Origin of the sequence: Roseovarius sp. SK2, from assembly GCF_028807495.1 — a bacterium.
GTDB classification, from domain to species: Bacteria; Pseudomonadota; Alphaproteobacteria; order Rhodobacterales; family Rhodobacteraceae; genus Roseovarius; species Roseovarius confluentis.
In genome coordinates this window covers 419,167-435,411 of sequence record NZ_JARAMK010000001.1, presented here as the reverse complement: position 1 = coordinate 435,411, position 16,245 = coordinate 419,167, and the positions used below count along the sequence as shown (strand labels likewise).

Genomic DNA, 16,245 nt, shown 5'->3' with positions numbered 1-16,245 from the left:
CCGGTTGCGCAAGCCGCGCAAGGCTGGGCCGTATCAAAGATGATTGCGGGATGTGACAGGGACGGGCGGAAAAGTGCCAACCGTTGCAGGATGACAAGAGGGACGAGTGACATGGGTGAACGGCTGGGAACGGTGGTGTTCGATCTGGACGGGACGCTGGCGGATACGAGCGGTGACCTGATCGCGGCTGCGAATGCCTGTTTCCGGGGGATGGGCGAGGGCGATCTGCTGGACCCGGTGGCCGATGCTGGCACGGCGCTGCGCGGCGGGCGTGCCATGCTGACGCTTGGCATGACGCGACTGGGGCGGGCGGATGACTTTGCCGAGATCGACCGGCAATATCCAATTCTTTTAACGGCTTACGGCGAGGCCATCGACACGCACACGGTGTTCTATCCCGGCGCGATGGACGCGGTGGAGAACCTGCGGCTGGCGGGGCATCCGGTGGCGATCTGCACCAACAAGCCCGAGGCGCTGGCGCTGAAGCTGATGACCTCGCTGGGCGTGCTGGACCGGTTCGGCGCACTGGTGGGGGCCGACACGCTGGCCGTGCGCAAGCCCGACCCCGAGCCGTTGCGCGAGGTCGTGCGGCGGGTGGGCGGCGACCCGGGCCGCTGTCTGCTGGTGGGAGATACGATAACGGACCGCGAGACGTCGAAGGCGGCGGGGGTGCCGTCGGTGCTGGTGACGTTCGGGCCGGGGGACGAGGACGTGCGGGCGCTGGAGCCGGAGGCCACGATCGACCATTTCGACGAGTTGCAGGGCGTGGTGCAAAGGCTCTTCGCCTGAAACCCGGTTTCGGGAAAGCGAAATGCCGCTTTTCCACAGGCGCTTCGCGATTGACCTGCGCCGCGCGGGGCCGCAATAAATGGCCATGAGCGAGGTTTTCACACGCAGTTTCACCCAGCAGGAGCCGATCCCCGAAGAGGGGATGCGCGCCGCGATGGAGGTGATGCAGAGCGGGCGGCTGCATCGGTATAACCTGTCGCCCGGAGAGCTGGGCGAGGTGGGCCTGCTGGAGCAGGAGTTCGCCGCCTACACGGGGGCCAAATACGCGCTGGCGGTCGCTTCGGGCGGGTACGCGATGGCCACGGCGTTGCGGGCGCTTGGGGTCCAGCCTGGCGAAAAAGTGTTAACGAATGCTTTCACACTCGCGCCGGTGCCGGGGGCGATTGCCAGCGTCGGCGCGGTGCCGGTCTTTGTCGGCGTGACGGAAAGCCTGACGATCGACCTTGAAGACCTGGTTAACAAGGCGGGCGAGGCGCGCATCCTGATGCTGAGCCATATGCGCGGGCACCTGTGCGACATGGACCGGCTGGTGGAGGTCGCCTGCGACCACGGCCTGACCATCATCGAGGATTGTGCCCACACGATGGGGGCGGCGTGGAACGGTATGCCCTCGGGGCGGCATGGGCTGATCGGGTGCTATTCGACGCAGACCTACAAGCACATGAATTCGGGCGAGGGCGGCCTGCTTGTGACGGACGATGCGGACGTCATGGCGAAGGCGGCGATTCTGTCGGGATCCTACATGCTGTACGGCCGGCACGGGACGGTACCGCCGGAGGAGGCCTTCGAGGCGATCAAGTACGACACGCCCAATATCTCGGGCCGGATGGACCACCTGCGCGCCGCGATTTTACGCCCGCAACTCAAGGCGTTGGACGACCAATGCGCGAAATGGAACGCGCGGTACGCGGCGGTCGAGGACGGGCTGCGCGGCACGCCGGGGCTGACGGTGGTGGAGCGTCCCGAGGCAGAGCGTTACGTGGGCTCGTCGATCCAGTTTTTGTTGCTGGACTGGAGTGATGCGGCCATCGCGGAGGTAGTCGAACGGTGCGGCAGACGCGGCGTCGAACTGAAATGGTTCGGGGGCGCGGAGCCGGTGGGGTTCACCAGCCGCTACGACAGCTGGCGCTATGCGCCGATCGTGCCGATGCCCGCAAGCGATCGGGTGCTGAAGGGCATTCTGGACATGCGCCTGCCATTGACCTTCACCTTGGACGATTGCGCACTGATCGCGCGGATCATCCGGGCGGAGGTGGGGGCGGTGCAACAGGCCGCCGCGTCGTAAGGCGGAAAGGTTAATCGCGAATCGGGGCCTGAATACCGCGTCGGTATCGCGTCGGTATGTCCGACTGTATGGCGTCGGTGGCAGTGTCGGGCGCCCAAGGTGAAGGCACCGCGCGGGGAGTGTCCCGGAAATGGCGGGCAGTCGGCGTGATGGCAAGTGTCGGATCTTGAGTATTTTTGGAACAGTGAAAGCGGGTCGGGGGCTGTGCGGAAATCGGGGGCTCAGTCGGGCGCGGGGTCGGAGCGACTGTCGCCGGGAATCGGGACGGTGGAGATCGAGACCTTGGCCGAGCCTTGCGACAGCTCGCGCCCGTGCGAAATGTAGACCAGCGTCTGACGTTGCGCATCGTAGATGCGTTTCACCCGCAAGGTCTTGAAGATGATCGAACGGCTGGCGCGAAAGACGTCTTCGCCATCCTCGGAGCGGTCAATGTCGCCCAGAATGATCGGGCCGGTCTGCTGGCATTCGATGGCGCTGTTGGAGGGATCCTCGAACCAGTTGCCATTCGCCAGTCGGTCGATGAAGCCCCGCTCGAAATAGGCGAGGTGGCAGGTGACACCCTGCACGTCCGGGTCTTCGATCGCCTCGACGATGATGTCGTTGCCGGCCCAGTCGACGCCGATCTCGCCCACCTGCTCGGCGCGGGCGGGCGAGATCATGGGGGCCACCAGCAAGGCGACCCCGAGAAGTGCGCGGCGCATCAGAACGTGACCGTGCCGTGGGTGCCAACATCGGGCGTGTCGCCCGAAAGGGAGGCGCGGGCAAATTCAAACAGCGACTTGGCATTGCCGTCAGTGGCCCAGACCACGGCCTTTTTCGGGCGCATGCAGACCAGCACGATGTCGTCGTCCTGGCGGCCATCCTCGAACCAGACGGCGGCCATGGGTGACCAGATCTCGTCCAGCTTGGCTTCGCTGGTCTCGACCGACAGTTCACCGTCGATATCGGCATAAAGCTGCGCGCTGGGGCAGGCGGCGATGAACTTGCAGTTCTCCTTTTCGACCGCGGCGGCGGCGATATCGGTGCCCTTGGCGGTCACGAACCAGATCGCGTCGTCCTCGCCCGTGATCGTGGGGGCCATGGGGCGCGGCGGGGCGCCGTTGGTGGACAGCATCCCGGCCTGAAGGCTGTCGAGGCGCTTCCAAAGGGCTTCTTTCAGATCATCGGACATCGGGTGTCTCCTTTGCTAAACTGGGTGTCAGTGGGCCAACACGTGGTGCGCGGAATCGGTTCCGGGCCGGCGCGGCGGGATTGACGGCGTTCCGGGGTGGGCCTATAAATGAACAAGTGTTCAATAAATGCCGGGAGGGGTGCATATGTTCGACGCGGTGATGAAGTTCGACCTGGGCGAGGACGTGCATGCCCTGCGCGAGATGGTGCATCGCTGGGCGCAGGAGCGGGTGAAGCCGCTGGCCGCCGAGATCGACCGGACGAACGATTTTCCCTCCGAGCTGTGGACCGAGATGGGCGAGCTGGGCCTTCTGGGAATCACCGTGCCGGAGGAGCATGGCGGTGTCGGGATGGGATACCTTGCGCATGTGGTCGCGGTCGAAGAGGTGGCGCGGGCCTCGGCCAGCGTGTCGCTGTCCTATGGCGCGCATTCCAACCTGTGCGTGAACCAGATCAAGCTGAACGGCAGCGATGCGCAGCGGGCGAAATACCTGCCCGGGCTTATTTCGGGCGAGCATGTCGGCGCGCTGGCCATGTCCGAGGCGGGCGCGGGCAGTGACGTGGTGTCGATGAGCCTGAAGGCCGAAAAGCGCAACGATCACTATCGCCTGAACGGGAGCAAGTACTGGATCACCAACGGGCCGGATGCCGATACACTGGTGGTCTATGCCAAGACCGAGCCCGAGGCCGGGGCCAAGGGAATCACCGCGTTCCTGATCGAGAAGGCGATGACCGGGTTCACGACCTCGGCGCATTTCGACAAGCTGGGGATGCGCGGCTCGAACACGGCGGAGCTGATCTTCGAAGACGTGGAAGTGCCGTTCGAGAACGTGCTGGGCGAGGAAGGCAAGGGGGTGAAGGTGCTGATGTCGGGCCTGGACTACGAGCGCGTTGTGCTGGCCGGGATCGGGTTGGGCATCATGGCGGCCTGCCTGGACGAGATCATGCCCTACATGGCCGAGCGCAAGCAGTTCGGGCAGCCCATCGGGAATTTCCAGCTGATGCAGGGCAAGATCGCGGACATGTACACGGCGATGAATTCGGCCCGGGCCTATGTCTACGAGGTGGCCAAGGCGTGTGACCGGGGCGAGGTGACGCGGCAGGATGCGGCGGCCTGCTGTCTTTACGCCAGCGAGCAGGCGATGGTGCAGGCGCACCAGGCGGTGCAGGCGATGGGGGGCGCGGGCTTTCTGAACGATGCGGCCGTGGCGCGGATTTTCCGGGATGCCAAGCTGATGGAGATCGGGGCGGGCACGTCCGAGATCAGGCGGATGCTGATCGGGCGCGAGTTGATGGGGGCGATGGCGTAGGCCATGCGGTTCGGGCGCGCTCCGTGGTTTTTCATCCCGCTTCTGGCGCTTGTCTGCCTGGGCGCGGTGGTCGCGCTGCTGCTGGGCGGACGGTCTGTGACCACGACCGAAACGGCGGTGATCGAGGCGGTGGCGGATCGCTACGTGGCCGAGACCGGGGCCGCGCGAACCGATTGCCACGCGACGCCGGCGCAGTCGGCCGGGCTGTGGCTGGTGGTGACCTGTGCGGGCGCGGACGGCGGACGGGTAGAGTATTTCATCGATCGGTTCGGCGATGTGACCGACCGGAAAGAGATGAAGGGAGGCGTGTAAGGTGCTGGAGCGTAGAGATTATGATACGTTGAAGGCCACGTTTTCCTGGAGCCTTCCAGCGCGGCTGAACATGGCGGCGCAGGTTTGTGACGACTGGGCCGATACCGAGCTGGACCGGGTGGCGATCAAGGATCTGGCAGAAATGGGTCGGGACCTGAGCTATGGCGATCTGCGGGACATGGCGGACCGGCTGGCGCATGTGCTGGTGGCGAAAGGCGTCGCGCGGGGCGACCGGGTGGGCGTGCTGCGCAGCCAGGGGGGATGGTGCGCCGCCGCGCATATCGCGATCTGGAAGATCGGGGCGGTGTCCATTCCGTTGTTCAAGCTATTCCGGGAGGACGCGCTGACCAGCCGGGTGCGGGACGCGGGCGCAAAGATCGTCGTCACCGACGCGGAAGGTATTGATATGCTTTCGGTTTTGGCGGAGGTGGAGGCCTTCGTGCCGGAGCATGCGGACCTGCCGGATGCGAGGGCCTTCGAGACCGCCGAGACCGGGCCGGACGACCCCGCCGTGCTGATCTATACCAGTGGCACGACCGGCAGCCCCAAGGGCGCGCTGCACGGGCACCGGGTGCTGACGGGGCATTTGCCGGGGGTGGAGATGCAGCATGATTTCCTGGGACAGCACGAAGGGGATTGCCTGTGGACGCCTGCCGACTGGGCGTGGATCGGCGGGCTGTTCAATATCCTGATGCCGGGGCTGTGCCTGGGTGTGCCGGTGGTGGCGGCGCGCATGCCGAAATTCGATGTCGAAGAGTGCGTGAAGATAATCCGGCAGGGCGCTGTTCGAAATATATTTTTTCCACCCACCGCCTTGCGGATGCTGAAGGCCGCCGCCGCGCGGATCGACGGGCTTCGCACGGTTGCCAGCGGGGGCGAGCCGTTGGGCGCGGAGATGCTGGACTGGGGGCGGCGGGCGTTTGGTCTGACGATCAACGAGTTTTACGGACAGACCGAGTGCAACCTTGTGGCGGCGAGCTGCCAGAGCCTGTTCGACCCGAAACCGGGCTGCATCGGCAAGGTGGTGCCGGGGCACGAGTTGGCGGTGCTGGACCGCGACGGAGAGCCGACGCAGGATGAGGGCGATGTGGCCGTTAAGCGCGGCTCGGCCAGCATGATGTTGGAATACTGGAACCGGCCCGAGCAGACGGCGGAGAAGTTTCGCGGCGACTGGATGCTGACCGGCGACCGGGGCGTGTGGGACGGAGACTTCCTGCGGTTCGTGGGGCGCGAGGATGACGTGATCACCAGTTCCGGCTATCGGATCGGGCCGGCGGAGATCGAGGATTGCCTTTTGACCCATGACGCGGTGGCGACGGTGGGCGTGGTGGGCAAGCCCGACGCCCTGCGTACCGAGATCGTGAAGGCCTATGTGGTGGTGCGGGACGGAGTGACGGCGGATGACGCCTTGGCCGAGGCGTTGAAAACCCATGTGAAAGAACGGCTTGCGGGGTATTCCTATCCCAGGGAGGTGACGTTCCTGGATGCGCTGCCGATGACGGTGACGGGCAAGGTCATTCGCAAGGAACTGAAGGCACGGGCCGTGGCGGAAACGGAGGAAGAGGCATGATTGGACGCAGTATTGCGATTGTCCTGATAGCGGCAGGCGCCGCGCAGGCGCAGGACCTGAGCGTGAACGAAAACACGGTCGCGGCGTGTTTCGACAGCGCCCCGCGGGAGGCGGGCGTGCCGGGCTGCGTGGCCGATGCGGCCAACCAGTGCCAGGCGCAGCCGGGCGGGTCCTCGACCATCGGCATTGTTGCGTGCCTGCAAGCCGAGACGGCGGTGTGGGACAGGTTCTTGAACCGGGAATACAAGGCGACGCGGGCGCAGGTCGATCAGTTCGATTCCGGTCAACCGCCTGTTTCAGAGGCACTTTTGACGGCGCAGCGGGCGTGGATCGCCTTTCGCGACGCCGAATGCAGCCTGGCCTATGAGCGCAACCGGGGCGGCACAATCCGGTCGGTCGCGGCGGCGTCCTGCCTGATGCGGATGACGGCACAGCGGTCGTTGGAACTGCGCGACATGCGCGGAGGGCTGTAGGAATGGCATGGCGGCGCAACCTGATCCTGCCGCTGGCGCAGGTGGCCCTGTGGCCCGCCATGGCGATGGCCGAGGAGGCGCCGCTGCCGGATTTCGAGACCTGCCTGCGCGGCGAGATCCTGCGCTATGAGCAGGCGGTCGATGCCTTTGCGCCGACCCCGGCGGAGAAGGCGGGCTATCCGCTGGCCAATGTGAACGGGGTGGAGTTTTGCGGCACGATCGGGATCGTGATCTGCGACCGGTCCGAGGAACCGCTGGGCTGTCAGAAGGCGCTGGCGGTGGAGCAGGATATCTGGCGGGCGCGGGTGCTGACCGAGTTGCCGGAGCCGAAAGACGCGGAAGGCGCGGAGGTGGAAAAACCTTTTGCAGACTTGCTTTACGAGCAGCTCTTCCACTTGGCGCATGGCATGTCGGCGGGGCAGGATTGTGCCGGGCACAGCCCGCGGATGGAGATGTGGTGCCGGGCGCGCGAGGCCAACGGGCGGCTGCGCGCCGCGGTGATCGCGTGGCAGGTGGCGCGGCACCAGGACATGGTGCCGCCTGCCTTCGAGGCGGGCTGGATCGCCGCGCCCGACCCGGTTCGGCCAAGGTCAAGGCCGGAAGAATGACCCGGGTGATGCTTGCCGCATACGAAAACGGGGCCGGCCCGAAGGCCCGCCCCGCCTGTGTCCGGGTTCGCCGGAACGGTTCAGAACGTGTGGACGTAGGACACGCCGAAGACCCACGGATTGATCTTGGCCTTGCCGATGTCCACGCCATTCAGTTTCACGTCGCTTTCGATGTTCATCCAACGGACGTCTGTCCGCAGGGCACCATGCTCGGAGACCCTGTAGTCAAGGCCGGCATGGAGCGCGAGGCCCCAGCTGTCGTCGAGGTCGAGGCTGTTGCCGGCGAGCGGGCCGACGGCCTTGTCCTCGGTGAAGGTGGTATAGTTGATGCCCGCGCCGATGAAGGGTGTGACGTTGCCTTTGTTGGTGAAGTGATATTGCAGCGAGAGCGTGGGCGGCAGGTGCTTGACCTCGCCGATCTTGACGCCGCCGGAGTCAATATCATGGGCGAAGGGCCAGGCGGCCAGAAGTTCGATCCCGAGGTTGTCGGCGATGAAGTATTCGCCGGTCAGCGAGAGCGAGTAGCCGTTTTCGACGCTGATCGGCGTCGGGCCGGCGAGCACGCCGTTTCCGCTTTCGGGGATGACGCCGGCGAGGCCGACGCCGAGAGAGACGTCGCCACGCTCCTGCGCGAAGGCCGGAACCGCGCCGGCGACGAGTGCTGCGAGTGCGAGGGCGGTGAGATGTTTCATGGTCTTTCCACTTCTGAGTTGTTTGAGCGGAAGATGACGCGGGCCGGGCTAAACCGCCTTGATGTATGTCAAAATCGCAGCGAGTTCGCGGGGCGTTGCAAATATGTCACTGTGTTTTGCGGTGCAGCGGGGGCGCGGCCCCAACAGATGAGTGCGAAAGGAGTGGCGGGATGAAGATTTCCTCTCAGATTCTGACCGGATCGGCGGAATTCCAGGCCAACCGGGAGGCGCATCTGGACGCGCTGGCGGTGGTGGAAGAGGCCGCGCGCGCCGCGGCCGAAGGTGGCGGCGAGGCCGCGCGGGAGCGCCACAAGAGCCGAGGCAAGATGCCGCCAAGGGAACGGGTGGCGAACCTGCTGGACCCGGGCAGCCCGTTCCTGGAGGTGGGCGCGGTGGCCGCACATGGGCTTTACGACGGAGCGGCGCCCTGTGCCGGGGTGATCGCGGGCGTGGGGCGCGTGCAGGGCCGCGACTGCATGGTGGTGTGCAACGACGCCACGGTGAAGGGTGGCACGTATTATCCGATGACGGTGAAAAAGCACCTGCGGGCGCAGGAGATCGCCGAGGAATGCCGCTTGCCCTGCATCTACCTGGTGGATTCGGGCGGGGCGAACCTGCCCAACCAGGACGAGGTGTTTCCGGACCGGGATCATTTCGGGCGGATTTTCTACAACCAGGCGCGGATGAGCGCGAAGGGGATTGCGCAGATCGCTGTCGTCATGGGGTCGTGCACGGCAGGCGGGGCGTATGTGCCCGCGATGAGCGACGTGACGATCATCGTGCGGGACCAGGGGACGATTTTCCTGGCAGGGCCGCCGCTGGTGAAGGCGGCGACGGGCGAGGACGTGACCGCCGAGGACCTGGGCGGCGGGGATGTGCATACGCGGCTGAGCGGCGTGGCGGATTACCTGGCCGAGGATGATGCGCATGCGCTGGCCTTGGCGCGGCGGGCCGTGGGGTCGTTGGGGGGTGGGGTGTCACCCACCCTACGGATGGAGGCGCCGGAGGAGCCGGCCTATGACCCCGAGGAGATATTGGGCGTGGTGCCGGGGGATCTGCGCACGCCCTATGACATCCGCGAAGTGATCGCGCGGCTGGTGGATGGCAGCCGGTTCGACGAGTTCAAGGCGCGGTTCGGCGAGACGCTGGTCACCGGGTTTGCCCATGTCGAGGGCTGTCCGGTGGGGATTGTCGCCAACAACGGCGTGCTGTTTTCCGAAGCCGCTCAGAAAGGCGCGCATTTCATCGAGCTGTGCAGCCAGCGCAAAGTGCCGCTGGTGTTCCTGCAGAACATCACCGGGTTCATGGTGGGCCGCCGGTACGAGAACGAGGGGATCGCGCGGCACGGAGCCAAGATGGTGACGGCCGTGGCGACGACGAGCGTGCCCAAGGTGACGATGCTGGTGGGCGGGTCGTTCGGCGCCGGGAATTACGGCATGGCGGGGCGGGCCTATCAGCCGCGGTTCCTGTGGACCTGGCCGAATTCGCGGATATCCGTGATGGGCGGCGCGCAGGCGGCGGGCGTGCTGGCCACGGTGAAGCGTGACGCGATCGAGCGCAAGGGCGGGACCTGGAGCGCCGACGAGGAGGCGGCGTTCAAGCAGCCGACGATCGACATGTTCGAGGCGCAGAGCCATCCGCTTTATGCCAGCGCACGGCTTTGGGATGACGGGATCATTGATCCGAGGAAATCGCGGCAGGTCTTGTCGCTGAGCTTGCGGGCGGCGCTGAACGCGCCGGTGGAGGAGACGCGGTTTGGCCTGTTTCGGATGTGAGGCGCGCGGGTATCGGGCGGCGCGCGTGTGGCGGCGTCGGAGTTTGAGTGTTTTGGGAACGATGAATGTGGGCGTGGGGCGCGGATGCGCCTCCGGGCCCGGATGTGACGGAGGCGGGAGCCATGTTTGACACGATCCTGATTGCCAACCGGGGCGAGATCGCCTGCCGCGTGATGGAGACGGCGCGGGCCATGGGGGTGCGCTGTGTCGCGGTCTATTCCGATGCCGACCGGGCGGCGCGGCATGTGGCGCTGGCGGATGCCGCTGTGCATATCGGCGGGGCGGCGCCGGCGGAGAGCTACCTGGATGGCGCGCGGATCATCGAAGCGGCAAGGGCAACGGGGGCGCAGGCGATCCATCCGGGCTATGGCTTTCTGAGCGAGAACCCGGATTTCGTGGAGGCGGTCGAGGCGGCGGGGCTGGTCTTTATCGGGCCGTCGGCCAAGGCGATCCGGGCGATGGGGCTGAAGGATGCGGCCAAGGCGTTGATGCACGATGCCGGGGTGCCGGTGGTGCCGGGCTATCATGGCGAGGATCAGGATCCGGGGGTCCTGGCCGAAAAGGCCGGGGAGATCGGATATCCGGTGCTGATCAAGGCCGTGGCGGGCGGCGGCGGCAAGGGGATGCGGCTGGTAGAGGAGGCCAAGAGCTTTGCCGAAGCGCTGGAGAGTGCAAAAGCCGAAGCGAAGACGGCCTTTGGCAACGCCGCTGTCCTGATCGAGAAGTATATCCAGCAGCCGCGGCATATCGAGGTGCAGGTCTTTGGCGACGGGCAGAGCGCCGTGCATCTTTTCGAGCGGGATTGCTCGTTGCAGCGACGGCACCAGAAGGTCATCGAGGAGGCGCCAGCGCCGGGGATGACCGAGGAGGTGCGCGAGGCCATGGGCGCGGCGGCGGTGCGTGCGGCGGAGGCGATCGGCTATGCCGGGGCGGGGACGGTGGAGTTCATCGTGGACGGTGCGGATGGGCTGCGCAGCGACGGCTTTTGGTTCATGGAGATGAACACCCGGCTGCAGGTGGAGCATCCGGTGACGGAAGATATCACCGGCGTCGACCTGGTGGAGTGGCAGTTGCGCGTGGCCGCGGGCGAGGGGCTGCCGAAGCGGCAGGAGGACCTGTCGATCAATGGCCATGCGTTCGAGGCGCGGCTCTATGCGGAGGACGTGCCAAAAGGGTTTCTGCCTGCGACGGGGTGCTTGCGGCACCTGGTGTTTCCCGAGGGGGCGCGGGCGGATACCGGGGTTCGGGCGTGGGACGAGATCAGCCCGCATTACGACCCGATGATTGCCAAGCTGACGACGCATGGGCCGACGCGGGCGGTGGCGTTGCAGCGGCTGGGCGCTGCGCTGGAAGCCACGCAGGTGGCAGGGACGGTGACGAACCTGGCTTTCCTGGGGGCGCTGGCGCGGCACGAAGCGTTTGGCCGCGGCGAGGTGGATACCGGGCTGATCGCACGGGACCTGGAGGCGTTGAGCGCGGCGCCGGAGGTGAGTGATGCCACTGTGGCGCTGGCGGCGTTGGCGAGCCTTGGCCTGTTGGACGGAGGCGGGGCGGAGACCGGGTTTGTCCTGTGGCAGCCTTTGCGGCGGAGCGTGGTGCTGCGGCGCGAGGGGGAGGAGGTGCAGGCAAAGGTGCAAAGCCTGTCCGCGGAGGCGCATGACGTGGAGGTCGGCGACAGGCGGGTCGCGGCGCGGCGCGTGGGCGGGCGCTGGCAGCTGGACGGGGCGCTGGCGCCGGAGGTGGCGGTGACGGGCGAACTGGTGACGGTCTTTGCGGGCTACGGGATCGGGTTCGACATCCTCGACCCGCTGGAGCGGGGCGAGTTTGCCGCAGGCGACGCCAGCGTGATCGAGGCGCCGATGCCCGGCATGGTCAAGGCTGTCTTTGCCGAAGCCGGGCAGGAAGTGGCCAAGGGCGACCGGCTGGCCGTGCTGGAAGCGATGAAGATGGAGCACAGCCTGCTGGCCCCGCGCGACGGGGTGGTGGCCGAGGTGCTGGCCGATGCGGGCACACAGGTGGAGGCCGGGGCGGCGCTGATCCGGCTGGAGGAGGACGCGGAGGCGGCGGCGTGACGGATGGTTTGCGGCTGACGGGCTATCACTTTGGCGTCTGTATGCGCAGCGTGCGGATGGGGTTGGCGGCGAAGGGGGTGACGCATGACTTTGACGAGGATGATACTTTTGGAGAAGGCGCCGAGGCTTTGACCCGGCTGCAAACGTTTGGCCGGAGTCCCGTGTTGGAGGCGAGGGCGCTCCGGCGCATTGGAGCTGGCACAATGGCACCTGTGGCCGATGCTGGATTATTTTGACATGGTGCCGGGCAGGGAGGAGAGGATCGCCGCAGGATCCGCGTTGGCGGCGTGGTGCGGCTGGATGCAAACCTGCCCCGCGGCGCAAGCGACGCGTCCGGTGCTGACCAAGGAGATGATGGCGTGATTGTCCTGCACCATGTGCCGCAAAGCCGCTCGATGCGGGTGTTGTGGCTGCTGAACGAGTTGGAAGGCGTCGAGTTTCGCGTGGTGACCCATGCGTTCGACAAGAGCCTGCGCCAGCCGGAATTCCTGAGCCTGTCGCCGGCGGGGCGCGTGCCCGCGCTGGAGATCGAGGGCGAGCGGATGTTCGAATCGGGCGCGATGTTGGAATACCTTTGCGAGAAGTTCCCGGAACGCGGGATGGGGCGGATGCCCGGCGACATGGACCGGATGGCCTATCTGGTCTGGTTGAATTTCGCCGAGACGGTGAGCCAGCATGTCGCGATCCTGACCCAGCAGCATATCGTGCTGCGCGAGGATCACATGCGCAGCCCGACGGTGATGCAGCTGGAGGCGGCGCGGCTGCGCAAATGCTATGGCGCCATCGAGGCGCGGCTGAGCACGCCGGTGGAGAACCGCGATTACCTGCTGACCGGGGGCTATTCGGCCTGCGATATCGCCGTGGGGCAGGCGGTGTACATGGCGCAGCATTTCGCCACGCTGGACGGCTTTCCCGAGACGGCGAAATGGTACGAAAGGCTGACCGAGCGGGCGGCGTTCCAGGCGGCGCTGCCCGAGGAGAGCGGCGCGCGGATATACGAGCAGGCGTTCTATGCGGCGCCGAAGGAGGACGCGGGTGTCTGAACGGGTCGAGATCTTCGAGGTCGGGCCGCGCGACGGACTGCAGAACGAAAAGCGCGAGATATCGGTGGCCGAGAAGGTGGCGCTGATCGACTGCCTGAGCGGCGCGGGGTTTTCCCGGATCGAGGTGGCGAGTTTCGTCAGCCCCAAATGGGTGCCGCAGATGGCCGGCTCGGCCGAGGTGCTGGCGGGGATCACCCGTGTGCCGGGGGTGAGCTATGCCGCGCTGACGCCCAACATGCGCGGTTTCCAGGACGCAATGGCGGCGGCGGCGAACGAGGTGGCGATTTTCGGGTCCGCCTCGGAAGGGTTTTCCAAGGCCAATATCAACGCCACGATCGAGGAGAGCCTGGAGCGCTTTGCCCCGGTGGCCGAGGCCGCGCGGGAAGTGGGCGTGCCGTTGCGCGGCTATGTCTCCTGCGTGACGGGTTGCCCTTATGATGGGCGCGTTGCGCCCGACCAGGTGGCCGAGGTGGCGGGGCGGCTTTACGAGATGGGGTGTTACGAGATCAGCCTGGGCGACACGGTCGGGCAGGGCACGCCGGAGAGCATCGGCGCCATGCTGCGGGCGGTGACGCAGGTGGTACCGGCGGAGAAGCTGGCGGGGCATTACCATGATACCGCAGGCCGGGCGCTGGACAATATCGAGATGTCACTGCAACACGGGGTACGCGTGTTCGACGCCGCCGTCGGAGGGCTGGGGGGCTGTCCCTATGCGCCGGGGGCCAAGGGGAACGTGGCGACCGAAAAGGTGCATGACCGGCTGGTGTCGCTGGGATACGACACGGGGCTGGACCGGGATGTTCTGGCGCGGGCGGCGGAGATGGCGCGCGCGATGCGGACCGGGTGACAAGAATTTTCGAAAATTCTTGTCAAAATTCTTGGAAGAATTTTGGCGCTGGGAGAGGACGGATGTACGAAACGGTGAGGATCGAGCGGGACGACCGCGGCGTGGCGACGCTCTGGCTGGATCGGGCGGAGAAGCACAACGCTTTGTCTGCGCGGATGATCGCAGAGCTGCACGCGGCCGCACAGACGCTGGGCGCGGACGAAAGTGTGCGCGTGGTGGTGATGGCCGCGGAAGGCAAGACATTCTGTGCCGGGGGCGACCTTGGCTGGATGCGCGACCAGTTCGCGGCCGATCCCGAGACGCGGGCCGCGGAGGCGGGCAAGCTGGCCTACATGTTGCAGGCGCTCAACACGCTGCCCAAGCCGCTGATCGCGCGGGTGCATGGCAACGCGTTCGGCGGCGGGCTGGGCATGATCTCGGTCTGTGACGTCGCGGTCGGCGCGGACAGCGTGCAGATGGCCTGCACCGAGACGCGGCTGGGGCTGATCCCGGCCACCATCGGGCCTTATGTCGCGGCGCGGACGGGCGAGGCTAAGGCGCGCCGGTTTTTCATGTCGGGGCGGCGGTTCGATGCCGCCGAAGCGGTCCGGCTGGACCTTTTGGCCCGCGCGGTGCCGCAGGATGCGCTGGATCAGGCCATCGAGGAAGAGGTTGCGCCCTACCTGGACTGCGCGCCCGAGGCCGTGGCGCAGGCCAAGAGCCTGTTGCGTCGGCTGGGACCGAAGATCGACACGGACGTGATCGACGACACGATCGAGGCGCTCAGCGCCTGCTGGGCGGGCGCGGAGGCGCAGGCCGGTATCTCGGCGTTTTTCGACAAGCGGGAGCCGCCTTGGCGCGGCGGTGACTGACCGGCGAAAATACCGCCGAATTTAACGAAAAATCAACTTTTCTGCCGCCTTCTGAGCCCCGTGGGGCCGGAAAGGACGGTTATGAAGCGCATTCTGCAACGTCTCGGAGCTTTGGAAACGGCGATGCTGTGCGTCGCGCTGTGCTGGTTCTCGGCTGGTTTCGCCGCGACCGAGGAGGGTATTTACGCGACGGCGGACGGCCGATTGCGCGCCGATCTGCGCTATTCCGAACGGGTTTTCGACCGCCAGAACGACGTGACCAACAAGGTGGCGCGACTTCTGCGGGCCCGGGCCAAAGGACAGGTGCCGGAGGGCTCGCTCACCTTTGGCGGGCGGCTGATCGCCACGCAGATTTCCGAGCGCACCGACACGCCCGGCAAGTTTCCCATCCTGTCGCGCCTGCCGCCGACGCATACGCGCGGCACGTCCGACAGCTATGGCGTGATCAACGAGATCTCGCTCAATGCCACGCTGGCGCTGCCGTGGGTGACGGGCTTTGTACAGGGCGAGTTCACCGAGGTCGAATATCCCGGGCAGGACGATGTGCAGCTGCGCAAGTACATGGTAATTTTCGGGGATCTGAACCGGTCGCCCTTTTACCTGGCGGTCGGGCGCAAGACGTTGAGTTTCGGTAATTTTGCCAGCTACGCACCGTTCACCCACACCCATTCCAGCCATTATTTCTGGGCCCAGAGCGAAGACCCGGTGATCGAACTGGGGTATGTCACCGACCGGTCCGAGTTCAGTTTTACCCTGATTCCGGCGCATCGCGGCAACCGGGTGATCAGCAGCCCGAGGAACGATGGCGCGCTGTCGAATTTCACGTTGAACGGATCGCATCGGTTCGGAACCGCGCCGGGACATGACCTGACGGTCGGGGGCGGCTTTTTACGCGGGTCGATCTATGACAGCACCATCGCGCATCACCCGCCGGGGCGGGGGATCAATCGCTTCTGGAACGAGCTGTGGGACGTCAACCTGACCTGGAGCGGGCCGCGATTCGACGTGCAGGCGGAGTTCACGCGCTCGATGCATGGCTGGCCCGCGACGGGTCACCACGTGCAGGCGACGACGCTGCAGGCGCGGTGGCACCGCGAACTGGCCGGCAACCCGATCACCTGGTCGGTTTCCGCCAGCCGGGGGGTGCAGGGCACCGACGGCACCGAATGGGAACGGATGGAGCAGGTGATCCTGGGCGTCGAGTACGAGGTCACGCGGCGCGTCACGCTGGGGGCGGAGTACATGTACAACGCAGGCTTTGTGCCGCTGATCCTGCCGACAATCACCGGCGACAGGTCGGTTGAGTCGCACACGCTGATCGCCGGGCTGAAGCTGACGTTCTGACCGGGGCAGGCTGAAGGGGCGCGCGGCGCAGAGCGATAGGCGTCGCGATCCGGGCCTGTTTGTGCCCCCGAAGTGCCGGGGCGTTTCGCGCGCGAACCGGGACG

17 protein-coding genes are annotated in these 16,245 nt (G+C 66.2%); 14 read left to right on the top strand and 3 right to left on the bottom strand.

Annotated features, from left to right (window positions below; genetic code table 11):
- Positions 1-123: 123 nt before the first annotated feature.
- Together PVV74_RS02130 and PVV74_RS02125 are read left to right on the top strand one after the other, a co-directional pair.
- On the top strand, positions 124-789 hold the full coding sequence (locus PVV74_RS02130) for an HAD-IA family hydrolase (RefSeq protein ID WP_274592352.1): 666 nt from the start codon (positions 124-126) through the stop codon (positions 787-789).
- Between the two features lie 85 nt (positions 790-874).
- A complete protein-coding gene (locus PVV74_RS02125; RefSeq protein ID WP_274592066.1) occupies positions 875-2,074 on the top strand; it encodes a DegT/DnrJ/EryC1/StrS family aminotransferase in 1,200 nt (399 codons plus the stop codon).
- A gap of 221 nt (positions 2,075-2,295) precedes the next feature.
- Here PVV74_RS02125 and PVV74_RS02120 read toward each other — a convergent pair whose 3' ends face one another.
- Positions 2,296-2,775, bottom strand: a complete 480-nt coding sequence (locus PVV74_RS02120) for a CreA family protein (RefSeq protein ID WP_274592065.1) — start codon at positions 2,773-2,775, stop codon at positions 2,296-2,298.
- A complete protein-coding gene (locus tag PVV74_RS02115; protein WP_274592064.1) occupies positions 2,775-3,245 on the bottom strand; it encodes a pyridoxamine 5'-phosphate oxidase family protein in 471 nt (156 codons plus the stop codon). Before PVV74_RS02115 ends, PVV74_RS02120 begins: the two co-directional genes overlap by 1 nt.
- A gap of 145 nt (positions 3,246-3,390) precedes the next feature.
- Between PVV74_RS02115 and PVV74_RS02110 the strand changes: the two genes are divergently transcribed.
- From PVV74_RS02110 to PVV74_RS02090, 5 genes are read left to right on the top strand one after another with little or no spacing between them, the layout of a single operon-like run.
- Positions 3,391-4,554: an isovaleryl-CoA dehydrogenase gene (locus PVV74_RS02110; protein ID WP_274592063.1), complete on the top strand. Its 1,164-nt coding sequence runs from the start codon at positions 3,391-3,393 to the stop codon at positions 4,552-4,554.
- A gap of 3 nt (positions 4,555-4,557) precedes the next feature.
- Positions 4,558-4,866: a hypothetical protein gene (locus PVV74_RS02105; protein ID WP_103761535.1), complete on the top strand. Its 309-nt coding sequence runs from the start codon at positions 4,558-4,560 to the stop codon at positions 4,864-4,866.
- Position 4,867: 1 nt separating this feature from the next.
- Positions 4,868-6,436 (top strand): AMP-binding protein, encoded by a 1,569-nt coding sequence (locus PVV74_RS02100; protein ID WP_274592062.1) that lies wholly within the window; start codon positions 4,868-4,870, stop codon positions 6,434-6,436.
- Complete coding sequence (locus PVV74_RS02095) at positions 6,433-6,909, top strand: lysozyme inhibitor LprI family protein (protein WP_274592061.1); 477 nt, start codon at positions 6,433-6,435, stop codon at positions 6,907-6,909. The genes PVV74_RS02100 and PVV74_RS02095 overlap by 4 nt, the downstream gene beginning before the upstream one ends.
- A gap of 2 nt (positions 6,910-6,911) precedes the next feature.
- Positions 6,912-7,517, top strand: coding sequence for a hypothetical protein (locus PVV74_RS02090; protein WP_274592060.1), 606 nt, complete (start codon positions 6,912-6,914; stop codon positions 7,515-7,517).
- A gap of 80 nt (positions 7,518-7,597) precedes the next feature.
- Here PVV74_RS02090 and PVV74_RS02085 read toward each other — a convergent pair whose 3' ends face one another.
- The gene (locus PVV74_RS02085) at positions 7,598-8,209 is read right to left on the bottom strand and encodes an OmpW/AlkL family protein (protein ID WP_274592059.1); all 612 of its coding nucleotides are present in this window, start codon (positions 8,207-8,209) and stop codon (positions 7,598-7,600) included.
- 170 nt (positions 8,210-8,379) lie between these two features.
- On the opposite strand from PVV74_RS02085, the gene PVV74_RS02080 reads away from it, so the two are divergent.
- From PVV74_RS02080 to PVV74_RS02050, 7 genes are all read left to right on the top strand, one after another.
- The gene (locus PVV74_RS02080) at positions 8,380-9,984 is read left to right on the top strand and encodes a carboxyl transferase domain-containing protein (protein ID WP_274592058.1); all 1,605 of its coding nucleotides are present in this window, start codon (positions 8,380-8,382) and stop codon (positions 9,982-9,984) included.
- Between the two features lie 122 nt (positions 9,985-10,106).
- A complete protein-coding gene (locus PVV74_RS02075) occupies positions 10,107-12,056 on the top strand; it encodes an ATP-binding protein (protein WP_274592057.1) in 1,950 nt (649 codons plus the stop codon).
- A 219-nt stretch (positions 12,057-12,275) separates the two neighbouring features.
- Positions 12,276-12,419, top strand: a complete 144-nt coding sequence (locus PVV74_RS02070; RefSeq protein WP_274592056.1) for a hypothetical protein — start codon at positions 12,276-12,278, stop codon at positions 12,417-12,419.
- Positions 12,416-13,099 (top strand): glutathione S-transferase family protein, encoded by a 684-nt coding sequence (locus tag PVV74_RS02065; protein WP_274592055.1) that lies wholly within the window; start codon positions 12,416-12,418, stop codon positions 13,097-13,099. The genes PVV74_RS02070 and PVV74_RS02065 overlap by 4 nt, the downstream gene beginning before the upstream one ends.
- Entirely contained in the window at positions 13,092-13,946 is an 855-nt protein-coding gene (locus PVV74_RS02060; RefSeq protein WP_274592054.1) for a hydroxymethylglutaryl-CoA lyase, read from the top strand. The genes PVV74_RS02065 and PVV74_RS02060 overlap by 8 nt, the downstream gene beginning before the upstream one ends.
- Positions 13,947-14,008: 62 nt before the next feature.
- Positions 14,009-14,797, top strand: coding sequence for a crotonase/enoyl-CoA hydratase family protein (locus tag PVV74_RS02055; protein WP_274592053.1), 789 nt, complete (start codon positions 14,009-14,011; stop codon positions 14,795-14,797).
- Between the two features lie 81 nt (positions 14,798-14,878).
- A complete protein-coding gene (locus PVV74_RS02050) occupies positions 14,879-16,141 on the top strand; it encodes a hypothetical protein (RefSeq protein WP_274592052.1) in 1,263 nt (420 codons plus the stop codon).
- Positions 16,142-16,245 lie beyond the last annotated feature (104 nt).